This window comes from Microcystis sp. T1-4, assembly GCF_000297435.1.
Classification (GTDB): Bacteria; Cyanobacteriota; Cyanobacteriia; order Cyanobacteriales; family Microcystaceae; genus Microcystis.
In genome coordinates, this window is sequence record NZ_CAIP01000153.1 from 1 (window position 1) to 11501 (window position 11501).

General features: G+C 42.0%; 11 protein-coding genes and 1 pseudogene. 3 read left to right on the top strand and 9 right to left on the bottom strand.

The window, feature by feature from the left end:
• Window positions 1–201: 201 nt before the first annotated feature.
• Both MICAI_RS09200 and MICAI_RS09205 read right to left on the bottom strand, forming a co-directional pair.
• Window positions 202–1308, bottom strand: coding sequence for a CobW family GTP-binding protein (locus tag MICAI_RS09200; RefSeq protein WP_008200785.1), 1107 nt, complete (start codon window positions 1306–1308; stop codon window positions 202–204).
• Between the two features lie 102 nt (window positions 1309–1410).
• Window positions 1411–1848, bottom strand: a complete 438-nt coding sequence (locus MICAI_RS09205; RefSeq protein ID WP_002803749.1) for a DUF4079 domain-containing protein — start codon at window positions 1846–1848, stop codon at window positions 1411–1413.
• A gap of 4 nt (window positions 1849–1852) precedes the next feature.
• Here MICAI_RS09205 and MICAI_RS09210 point away from each other — a divergent pair, with 4 nt between their 5' ends.
• The gene (locus MICAI_RS09210; RefSeq protein WP_008200788.1) at window positions 1853–4489 is read left to right on the top strand and encodes a M1 family metallopeptidase; all 2637 of its coding nucleotides are present in this window, start codon (window positions 1853–1855) and stop codon (window positions 4487–4489) included.
• Between the two features lie 154 nt (window positions 4490–4643).
• On the opposite strand, the pseudogene MICAI_RS27825 reads toward MICAI_RS09210, so the two are convergent.
• The 6 genes and pseudogenes from MICAI_RS27825 to MICAI_RS09235 form a co-directional block, all read right to left on the bottom strand.
• Window positions 4644–4848, bottom strand: a pseudogene (locus tag MICAI_RS27825) (AAA family ATPase); the annotation flags it as partial.
• A 233-nt stretch (window positions 4849–5081) separates the two neighbouring features.
• The gene (locus MICAI_RS09215; protein WP_008200790.1) at window positions 5082–6128 is read right to left on the bottom strand and encodes a sulfate/molybdate ABC transporter ATP-binding protein; all 1047 of its coding nucleotides are present in this window, start codon (window positions 6126–6128) and stop codon (window positions 5082–5084) included.
• 19 nt (window positions 6129–6147) lie between these two features.
• Window positions 6148–6990 (bottom strand): sulfate ABC transporter permease subunit CysW, encoded by an 843-nt coding sequence (gene cysW, locus MICAI_RS09220; protein ID WP_008200791.1) that lies wholly within the window; start codon window positions 6988–6990, stop codon window positions 6148–6150.
• A 41-nt stretch (window positions 6991–7031) separates the two neighbouring features.
• Window positions 7032–7874 carry a sulfate ABC transporter permease subunit CysT gene (cysT, locus tag MICAI_RS09225; RefSeq protein ID WP_008200794.1) on the bottom strand — a complete coding sequence of 281 codons (843 nt, stop codon included), beginning with the start codon at window positions 7872–7874 and terminating at the stop codon, window positions 7032–7034.
• 19 nt (window positions 7875–7893) lie between these two features.
• Window positions 7894–8235 (bottom strand): NIL domain-containing protein, encoded by a 342-nt coding sequence (locus MICAI_RS09230; protein WP_008200797.1) that lies wholly within the window; start codon window positions 8233–8235, stop codon window positions 7894–7896.
• An 11-nt stretch (window positions 8236–8246) separates the two neighbouring features.
• Window positions 8247–9290, bottom strand: a complete 1044-nt coding sequence (locus tag MICAI_RS09235) for a sulfate ABC transporter substrate-binding protein (protein WP_008200798.1) — start codon at window positions 9288–9290, stop codon at window positions 8247–8249.
• A 170-nt stretch (window positions 9291–9460) separates the two neighbouring features.
• Here MICAI_RS09235 and MICAI_RS09240 point away from each other — a divergent pair, with 170 nt between their 5' ends.
• Complete coding sequence (locus MICAI_RS09240) at window positions 9461–10240, top strand: Crp/Fnr family transcriptional regulator (protein WP_008200800.1); 780 nt, start codon at window positions 9461–9463, stop codon at window positions 10238–10240.
• 19 nt (window positions 10241–10259) lie between these two features.
• Here the strand turns inward: MICAI_RS09240 and rnc are convergent, their stop codons facing one another.
• Window positions 10260–10937 (bottom strand): ribonuclease III, encoded by a 678-nt coding sequence (rnc, locus tag MICAI_RS09245; protein ID WP_039899908.1) that lies wholly within the window; start codon window positions 10935–10937, stop codon window positions 10260–10262.
• A gap of 58 nt (window positions 10938–10995) precedes the next feature.
• Here rnc and MICAI_RS09250 point away from each other — a divergent pair.
• Window positions 10996–11501 (top strand): hypothetical protein (locus MICAI_RS09250; protein WP_039899909.1); only part of this gene is annotated, 506 nt, incomplete at its 3' end.

The window sequence follows — 11501 nt, forward strand, 5'->3', positions numbered from 1 at the left end:
CAATTATCGGTGAATTTTAGATGATGACAAATGGATCAGCAGCTGCCTGTAAGCATCCCACCGAAAAGCTAATGCGCGGGGGGTTTGGGGGGTAGAACCCCCCAAAAGCTTGGATTGAGGGAAAAAATCGAAAGTAACGCCCGACTTTAGCAGAGAGTTTCCCCTTAAAAATCCCAACTTAGTAGATTTACAAAGCGGGGTTTATTTCCCAAATCCTTTACCGCGATTGACAGCAGGTAAACAGAGACAACTATTAATTTGCTCTTTGATAGTTTCATGATCGAGATTTTGACCGATAAGAACTAGCTGATTTTTCGGAGTACCTTTCCATTCGTCATCTTCGAGAGTGAAACGTTTACCACTAAGGTGGAAAATATGACGTTTAGGACTTTCATCAAACCAGAGAATACCCTTAGCGCGGAAAACGCTTTCCGGTAACTGATTATCGAGGAAATATTGGAACTTCCGAATCGAAAAAGGTTGGTCACTAGCAAAGGAAATAGAAGTAAATCCATCCACCTCTAAATGATTGGAATGGTCGTGATGATCATGATCGTGATCGTGGTGGTGATCGTGGTGGTGATCATGATCGCAATGGTCATGATCGTGATCGTGGTGGTGATCGTGGTCGTGGTGTTCTTCTTCTGTGTCGAAATATTTATCCGATTCAAATAGTCCGACGCTGAGAATTAAGGGTAAAGGGACTTGACTTTTGCTAGTACGAAGAATTCTCGCTCCTTCCTTCATGTCCCGGATTCTTATTTCTAAAGAATCCACATCCGCTTCATCCACTAGATCGGTTTTATTGAGAACAATAATATCACCGTAGGTGATTTGACTTAAGGCCGCTTGCGAGTTGAATAAATCGAGACTAAAATTGGCACAATCCACCATAGTGACAATGGAATCTAAACGGGTCATTTCCCGTAATTCTGTACCTAAAAAGGTTAAAGCTACCGGTAAAGGATCGGCTAATCCCGTGGTTTCTACAACTAAATAATCGATTTTTTCGGGACGTTCGAGAACTTTATAAACTGCTTGAATTAAATCCTCGTTGATCGTGCAGCAAATACAGCCATTATTTAATTCTACCATGCTGTCATCACTGCTGATAATCAGTTCGTTATCGATACCGATTTCACCGAATTCATTGACAAGAACAGCAGTTTTAATTCCCTGTTGATTACTGAGAATATGATTGAGGAGGGTAGTCTTACCACTACCAAGAAAACCAGTAATAATTGTTACTGGTAGCCCTTTTTTTGGCACTGACATCGTGTTAATAGTTTGTGATTCGACGGTTTGCATAATGATTTGGGGGTGAGTATTCTGTCACTAAAAAGCGATTCTTCGGGATGAGATAGCTAGTTTTTCTCGATCAAACAGTCTCCACTCGATCGCCGACTATTTTTATTGTAGATATTTTTGGACCACATCCCATCCTGTTAGGGTAACAAAAAGAAAACCCAGAAACAATAAAAGATTAGTGCCGATGTGGAGAGACCGCGCTAGAGGTGGACGAGTTGTAATGTTCAGGCCGCTAATTGCCGAAACAAAAACCAGAAAAACCACCGATAAACCCGCTATCAGGTGGGAAGAGTGGCCTAAACTGCCATAATGACCGATTGTTCCCACTAATCCGATTCCCAGCAGAATTAAGACCAAAGCAACCATGATCAGGCCGCTGAGGAGATGAAAGGGTCTTAACCATTTTGGTCGAGATTGGCCCGCAAGTCGTCGATAACCCATGTTTACCCCCGAAACTGCCAGTAAAAAATAGGCAAAGAGGGCAAATCCCATCGACCAAGCGGCAATTTTCCATAACCAGAGAAAGGAGGGGAGATTCATAGGGGTGGGATTATTATCAGCAAGGAAAGGGACGACCGATCGTGTTAATTTAAGTTTACCGGACAAAAATCAGCAAGTTAGGGCTAATATGTCTCATCTCACCATCGACACGGAAAATCATCAGCGTCAACCCTTTGAATTACCGGGGGCTAAACCCCATTATAACCCCGATCGACCCGGACAAGTTAATCATATTTTTCTCGATTTAATTATTGATATTCCCGGACAAAGTTTTCAGGGCAGCTGTCAGATTACCCTCACCCCCATTCGTCAGGGAATTAGCAGTTTAACTCTGGATGCGGTGGATCTAAATATTAATTCTGTGTTCATTGAAGGTATCAGTCAACCCTTTGACTATGATCGTTCTCTCCTGACTATTCATCTGCTACAACCCACCAGTGATAAACCGATTATCCTGACGATTAACTATCAGGTTAAGCAACCACAACGGGGATTATATTTTATCGGACCCGACGAATACTATCCCGATAAACCGATTCAAGTTTGGACCCAGGGAGAAGATGAAGATTCTCGCTTTTGGTTTCCCTGTTTTGATTACCCCGGTCAATTAGCTACCTCCGAAATTCGGGTTAAAATTCCCCAACCCTATATCGCTATTTCTAACGGGGAATTAATCTCGGTGGAACCCGTTGGTGAGGACAGAATTTATCACTGGTCACAAAAGCAAATTCATCCCACCTATTTAATGACTCTTGCGGTGGGAGATTTTGCTGAATTATGCGACTCATGGAATGGTGTTCCTGTCACTTATTATGTGGAAAAAGGACGGGAAGAAGAGGGCCAAAGAAGTATGGGTAAAACTCCCCGCATGATCGAGTTTTTTAGCCAAAAGTTTGGTTATCCCTATCCCTATCCCAAATACGCGCAAGTTTGTGTAGATGATTTTATTTTTGGTGGGATGGAAAATACCTCCACCACAATTTTAACCGATCGCTGTTTAATTGATCAAAGAGCCAGCATTGATCATACTTGGACAGAAAGCTTAGTTGCCCATGAATTAGCTCATCAATGGTTCGGTGATTTAGTGGTGATTAAACACTGGTCTCATGCTTGGATTAAAGAGGGAATGGCCTCCTATTCTGAGGTTTTATGGACAGAATCGGAATACGGAAAAGCAGCTGCTAGTTATTATTTATTAGGGGAAGCAAGAAGTTATTTAGAAGAAGATACTTCCCGCTATCGTCGTCCGATTGTTACTCATGTTTATCGAGAAGCGATCGAACTTTATGATCGTCATCTCTACGAAAAAGGTGCTTGTGTTTATCACATGATCCGCTCTATTTTAGGGGAAGATTTATTCGGAAAAGCGATTCAGACTTTTGTGCGAGATAATGCCCATAAAACCGTGGAAACTGTGGACTTATTACGGGCGATCGAAAAAGCGACCGGGTACAATTTATTATTCCTCTTTGATCAGTACGTTTATCGCGGTGGTCATCCCGATTATAAGGTGGCCTACAGTTGGGACAATCAGAATAATTTAGCCCAATTAACTGTCACCCAAACCCAGGACGAAAAGGAACTATTCGACTTGAAAATTCCCGTCGCTTTTGCCTATCTCAACTCTGAGGATATTACCTACAATCTGCGGATTCACCAAAAAGAACAAAGTTTCTATTTTCCCCTAGCACAAAAGCCCGATTTTGTCAAGTTTGATCGGGGTAATAATTTCCTCAAAACCGTCACTCTTGAGTATCCCATCGGTGAATTAAAAGCGCAATTACAACAGGATACCGATCCAATTTCCCGTATCTATGCAGCCATAGCCATTGCTAAAAAAGGCGGTTTAGAAGCGATCGAAGCTTTAGGGACATCCCTAGAAAATGAGCCTTTTTGGGGGGTGCGTGTGGAGGTGGCCAAACAGTTAGCAACTCTTGGTTTAGATCAGGCGGTTACTGCTTTAATTAAAGGTTTAAACGACGAAAAAGCACAAGTCCGTCGGGCAATTGTCGAGGGATTAAGTGAAATTAAAACCTTAGATAGTTATAACGCGCTTAAATCCCTACTAGAAGCCGGAGATGCTAGTTATTATGTGGAAGCGGCCGCGGCGCGAGGATTAGGCTCCATGGCCGTGGGACAATTGCAAAATAAAGAAGGGGAAATTATTGACCTGCTCAATCATGTTTTACAGTTAAGAAAGGGGTGGAATGAGGTAGTAAGAGCGGGCGCGATTGGCGGTTTAAGCCAGTTAAAAACCTCGCCGGCGGCTTTGGAGTCAATTTTGACCTACACGGCTTTAGGCACGCCTCAACCCCTGAGATTAGGAGCTATCCGCGCCCTGGGAGCGATTTCTTCGGGACAAAGCACGGATAAATTAACCGTAATTTTGGAACGTTTAGAAACCATTGCCAAGGAAACTTTTTTCTTGACGCAGGTGGCAGTGTGTAACGCTTTAGGACAGATAGAAAATGCCAAAGCTATCGCTATTTTACAAGCTTTGAGCGATCGAACTCCCGATGGTCGCGTGCGTCGTGTAGCGGAGGAAGCAGTACAAAAAGTCCAGAAAAAATTAGGTTCCGACAAAGCAATTCAGGAAATTCGCGAGGAATTAGAAAAAATGAAACAGGAAAATCAGGAACTGAAAAGTCGTTTGACCAAATTAGAGGCAAAAAATAGTTAGTTAACCTGAGTTATCATTTATCAGTCAATATCAATACTTATCAGTCAGTGGAACAGAAAGCGGGTTTTTGGTTAAGAAACCCGCTTTCTCCGAGCTTGTTGAGTGAGAACAGCTAAAAATTCCGGGGAGTCTAATCGTTGAGAAATTTGTTCATCCTGGTTCTTAATTCTTTAAATTTTCCCCGTCTGTCCCCAGCTTTTCTTAAACCAACAGTAAAACATTCAGAGAGGAAAACAAAGACATCAAATATGGTAGATTTTCCGCTCCCATTAGGACAGAGAAAAACGGTTATAAGGAGTAATGCTTTTTAATTCTAAGTCCTGTAAAGCTCGGTAATTTTGCAGGCGCAGATTTTCGATTCAAGGTATAGAGTTTTTAGACATTGATTGTTGCTCTCTGCTACTTTTAGCTCGTCTTGTCCCAGATTAGCTGTTAATTTTGCCGCTTCCCCGAAAAAACCAGTCAATTTTTAGTAATCTCTACTTATAATACCAAATCCAATGGGTGATCAGATACACCCATTTCTCTTGCCTGAGTTTCCCCATCATCTGCTTTGTCCAGATCAGAATCAGCCTTGACTTGGCTTTAAGGTTTATTTTATAATTGAGTAATCGATAACTTTCTCACTTTTATTGTCAAAATCAGTGAGTAAGGTCGCTTTTCTCGGTTTTAAATGTACCGTTTGTTCTAGTTGTAACTGTAATTGCTTGTATTCCTCACGATTGAGATAAGCCACCACCATTTGCCCATCGGCTAACATTAATTCTACTTGTATTTCCCAGCCTAAATGAATAACTCTTTTTACCACTGCCCAACTATTCAAACCATCTTGATTGGGCATAATTTCGATGTCGTGGGGACGGATAAAAACGGTGGAATTATCCCGCGGATGATGTCCATTTCCTAATCCTGCTAAACTGGGTAAGATATTCACTTCCCCAATAAACTGCATCACAAAAGCTGTGGCCGGATGATCGTAAATTTCGGCGGGAGAACCCACCTGTTCAATTTTACCATGATTCATCACGACAATCGTATCGGCTACTTCCATTGCTTCCTCTTGATCGTGGGTAACAAAAACACTGGTAACGTGAACTTCTTTATGTAAATTTCTCAGCCATACCCTTAATTCTTTTCTGACTTTTGCATCTAAAGCTCCAAAGGGTTCATCTAATAATAATACATTCGGTTGAATGGCTAAAGCGCGGGCTAAAGCTACTCTTTGCCGTTGTCCTCCCGATAATTGGGCGGGATAGCGATCGCCTAATCCTTGTAATTGAATTAATTCTAATAATTCCTCAACTTTTTTCTTAATTACTGGCGATTTTTGCTGGCGAATTTCTAGACCAAAAGCAATATTTTGACGGACAGTTAAATGTTTAAATAGGGCATAATGTTGGAAAACAAAGCCGATATTTCTCCGTCTAGGCTCCAGATGGGTCGTATCTTGTCCGTTAATGATAATTGCGCCACTGTCGGGAGTTTCCAATCCCGCAATTGAACGTAATAAGGTGGATTTTCCCGATCCCGATGGTCCGAGGAGGGCGACTAATTTTCCTTCAGGAATGGTTAAATTGATATTATCTAAAGCTTGAAAATTGCCGAAACGTTTAGAAACTTGCTGGATAGTAATACTCATATTTTTAGGTTAATTGTAGTTATGTAGTGTGAATTTTGTGGGCGGTTTTACGTTCGAGAATTTCTTTAATAATTAAAGTAACTCCGGCTAGTAAGGCGAGAATAGCCGCCGCACTAAAAGCGGCAGGAGTGAGATAATTTTTATAAGCCTGTTCTACGAAAATTGGCAGGGTGGCAGTTCTGCCTAAAATACTGCCAGAAACCACAGAAACCGCCCCAAATTCTCCCATCGCCCGGGCATTAGTTAACAGCACTCCGTACATCAATCCCCAACGAATATTAGGTAAAGTGACGCGCCAGAAAATCTGCCAATCATTTGCCCCCAAAGTGCGCCCCGCTTCCTCTTGTTCCAAGCCAATTTCTTCTAAGACTGGGATAACTTCTCTAGCGACAAAAGGCATGGTGACAAATATAGTTGCTAATACCATTCCGGGTAAAGCAAAAAGTATTTTTATATCGAAAAATTCCAGAAAAGAACCTAACCAACCATTGCGCCCATAGAGCAGTACAATCATTAAACCCGCTACCACGGGAGAAACGGCAAAAGGTAAGTCAATTAAACTAATTAATAAAGTTTTGCCACGAAATTGATTGCGAGCAATTACCCAAGCTGCACAAAGTCCGAAAATTGTGTTTAAAGGTACAGTAATTAGGGCAATAATGACTGTTAATCTTACCGCTTCGATAAAGTCAGAAGTTCCCGCCGCTTCTAAAAAAGCTTGGAATCCATTGCGAAAAGCATAGTAAAATACTGCCGCTGCGGGAATAAATAATAATAGTGCCAGATAGACAAGGGCGATGATAATTAGTAGGGGTTTGTAATCCCATTCTTTCGGTTTGGTTGATTTTTTTAGACTCAGCATTTTTGATCTGTCTCCAGTCATACTCCAATATTTTTTACTCTTTACTTAACTCTGTATTTTTGACCCCATTGCTGCAGGAAATTAATTACTACTAACATGAACAAAGAAACCAGCAATAAAACCATGCCGATTACTGTCGCCCCTGTGTAATCATATTCCTCTAGTCTTTGGAAGATTAAAACTGGGGCAATTAAATCCTTAAAGGGGATATTAGAGGAGATAATAACTACGGAACCATATTCACCGATCGCTCTGGCAAAACCGAGAGCAACTCCTGTTAAAATAGCCGGTAGTATTGTGGGAAAAATAACTCGCCAAAAGATTTGCCAAGAGGAAGCACCGAGGGATAAAGCCGCCTCTTCCACTTCTTTTTCCATTTCCTGTAAAACCGGCTGTAAGGTGCGGACAATGAAGGGTAAAGCGATAAATAACATCGCCACAAAAACCCCTAAAATGGTAAAGGATATCTTAATGCCAAAGGGGGCAAAAAATTGACCGAGCCAACCATTATCACTGTAAACTGTGGCGAGGACTAAACCAGCAACAGAAGTGGGTAAAGCAAAGGGCAAATCCACACAAGCATCGACAATTTTTTTACCTGGGAATCGATACCGCACTAATACCCAAGCGATAATAGTGCCAAAAACTCCGTCTATCAGTCCGGCAATTAAGGAAGTCAAAAAAGTGACTTGGTAAGCGGATAAAGAAATCGGTAAAGTGGCAACGCGCCAAAATTCAGCAAAACCAAGAGTTAGGGATTTAGCAAATAGTGCCGCTGCTGGTAAAACCAACAAAACCACTAGGTAACTAATGGTTATTACCCAAGGAATAGAAACTTTTTTCTGGGGTTGACTGGGAGATAAAGATAATTGTGGGTTAGCCATTGTTAATTATTGCTAGAGATTACCAATTGTCCGCTTCTTCAAGAACTTGTGCTGAATCATACCAAACTTCTACATCTAAATCTGCCAGATAGGAAAGGGCATTTTCTATACCTTGGCAGTTGCCTTGTAGTTGTAGATCAAACCAGCCATCTTGATTATTATTGGCAGCTAATAAAGCGGAAAATATATTCACTTTTAGACTAGGAAAAGACCCTAAACGTGCTATAATTGGCTCGTTAATATACTGTTTAGGAACCCGAATTTTTATCCGTCGGGAAGTGGGGCGATCAAGTCCAGATTGATCAAGATGTAGGTCACTTTGGGGATGATTAATAGTTTGCCATTGAGGTTGATTATCCATGGTTTTTCTCCTTAGGATTTCCCAGCTTTAGTCAGAATTTTATCGAACAAGCCTCCATCATCAAAAAATTGCTTTTGTACCTTATCCCAACCGCCTAAATCCTGCACGGTAAAGAGATTTTTTATCTGAGGAAATTTACTCTCAAACTCTTTAGCTACCGTCGGTTCAACGGGACGAAAACCCACCTGAGCAAATTCTCTTTGCGCCGCGGGAGTAAATAAAAACTGCACAAAAGCTTCGGCCACTTTTCTCGTACCCTTTTTATCCACATTGGCATCAACAACCGCCACGGGATTATCAATAGAAATATTGTAATCGGTGGGAACAGTATAAGCTAAATTCTCACCTTTTTGGTTAGCGAGAATCATCTCGTTTTCGTAATTAATTAGCACATTTCCCTGACCCTGTTTAAAAAATACATCACTAGATTCGCGAGCATCTCTAGGTAAAACTGGCACATTTTTAAACACTTTTTCGACAAAAGTTTGCGCCTCTTGTTCACTGCCTCCTGCTCGCGTCACCGAACCCCAAAGAGCGAGAAAATTCCAGCGCGCTCCGCCGGAAGTCTTGGGATTAGCGGTAATAACTTTAATATTATCCTTGGCTAAATCTGACCATTTATTAATTTTAATATTGGCATCACGAGGGACAAAAGCCACTACAGACTTATGAACAATAGAGTCATTGGGTGCTTCTTTTTCCCAACCGGGTTGAATTAATCCCGCTTGCTCAATTTTCTTGGTATCCAAAGCTAAAGCCAACGCTACCACATCCGCTTCTAAACCATCGATAACGGCGCGAGTTTGGGAACCGGAACCACCATAACTCTGTTCAAAAGTTACCTTTTGCCCCGTTTTTTCTTGCCATTCCTCGACAAATTTGGGAATGATTTTTTCGTAGGCACTTTGGGTGACAGCATAGGAAACAAGTGTCACAGTCACGGGTTTTTGACTGTCATTGCCGCTACTGGTGGGGGATGGGGTGCAAGACACGAGCATTCCCCCCGTCAGGACAGTTGCCATGAGTAGGGACAAACAAGACTGGGATGACTGCATCGGCGGTCCTCCTGAGATTTACTCTGAGGTTGTATCTGTTTTTATGTCTATTTTAATCTTACATCATAGAAAACAAAATTTCAATACATTTATAAAACAAACTTGAAGCAAGATGATAACAGGAGAAACTGTGAGAAGATGGAATCAGTGCTACATCTAGGTTTGAGACTATGGGCAAGAGCGTCAAAGCCAAAAAAACAACCCTCCTACAACAACTGATTAACCAGAGTTTTCTCTTTCGCGGACTAGAGGAAGCTTGGTTAAGTCAGTATCTCGATGCCGACAATCTCAAGCTAGAGACGCTATTTTCCAATCGTCCCGTCTATACGGCTTTTCTCCCCGATGAATTTCTAGATGTTTTGTATGTGATTTTGAATGAGGGTGTAATCGTCGTCCGCAGCACTCCCCTCGACCGGATTATTGCCATTACCTACCCCGGCGGTTGTTTTGGCATGAGGAGTTTACCCTTTAGTTATGGTTTAGCCAGTCGCGCCTTTCCCTGTTTGGTGGAATCCTATAAAACTACCCACGTCCTGAAAATTCCCTTATCGGCGCTAGAAAAGATTTACAACGATAACGAAAGTTTTCGTCAACGGTACTGTTTGTTATTTGAATTACAGCAAAAATTCGAGTATCATTTGCTTAATTGCAGTAGCTATCCACCCCAAGCTGTAGCCACTTTACTCAGAGCTTTAATCTATCAAGAAAGAGAATTAGGTAGTCAACCAGATGCCGAAAATATCTATACTTTTGATTTATCCGTCGATGTGATTGCTCGCGCTTGTCAACTCAATCAACGCACCGTCGAACAGGTATTAAAAGGATTGCAAAACGTGGGATTAATTGCCTCAGAATCGACGGGGGATTTAATTCGGGTACTGGATGCCGAGGGTTTAAAAGAAGTGTACAGCGCCACCCGGGATAAAGTTAATTGGTGGCCCCTAAGATAAGTAGGTTTGGCCTTATTTATTATTGCCATTGACAGCGCTTTAAGGCATCTTCGGCAGCCGCTTTGGTGGCATCCTGTTTCCGTTTACCTTTACCTGTACCGTAGAGAAGATTATTAACCCGCACTTCGGCAGTAAATTCCCTAGCGTGGGGGGGTCCTGTCACATCAATGATCGCATATTCTGGATTAGAGGCAAAATTGGCCAGGGCCCACTGTTGAAAGAGATTTTTAGCATCGATAAAAGATGACGATTCCGATTGTTGAGAGACTAAATGAGAGGCTACAGGGATAAAAAGCCCGTGCAGATAATTTTTAACCGCATTTAACCCCGAATCTAGATAATAAGCCCCAATTATCGCTTCAAAAGTGTCCGCTAATAGGGTAGGATTCGATCGCCCCCGATCTTTAATTGCCCCCTTACCCAAACGCATTAACTCCCCCAGGCCGATTTCAAGACCCAATTGCGCTAATTGTTCTTCTTTGACCAAATTTGACCGCAAACGGGTTAATTCTGCCTCGTTCATGGCGGGATATTTTTGATACAATAGTTCGCCCACCAAAAAAGCCAAAATCGCATCGCCCAAAAATTCTAGGCGCTCGTTATTTTCCGTCAATTCCGACTGTTCATTGACATAGGAACGATGGGTTAAAGCTTGGGTGAGAAGGAGAGCATTTTGAAAAGGAGGCAAACAAGACATTACAGAAATGATCAAGTCAAGAGCATTTCTTATCTTAATCCGACCCCACCCCGAATAGATGAGACGAACGATCCTTTTTTTACTGTTTTTTCCGGCTAGTTTAGGCATAATCTCCCAAATCTTCTCACCGGAAAACCTATCCGCTGCTATTCTTGCCCTAGGTACCCTGGGGATGTGCATGGAACAGGCACGCATGGCGGCGGTGGACTTGGCAGAAATTGCCCAATTTCAGCAAAAAACCAGCGATCCTCGCCTCGATCGCTTTTTTATGGTCACAATTAGTACAATTGTTTTGGAATTAGCGGGCTTTTATGTGGCTGCCCTCTGGATAGGATGGGGAGCTTTAATAGTTTTAGTTAGTCAAATTTGGTTTCATTGTTTAGCCAAAATTCAACTGCAGCCAACCACGGGAAAAATTATTGACCATGGCATAGGGCCACGTTTACCCATCTTACTCGCTGACGGAATCGGGATAATCTTCGTAGCTTTCTGGTTAGCCAAAATTGCCCCCCTAATTATGGCCATGACTTTAACGACAATGTTATTAATCTACGGCTCTATTAA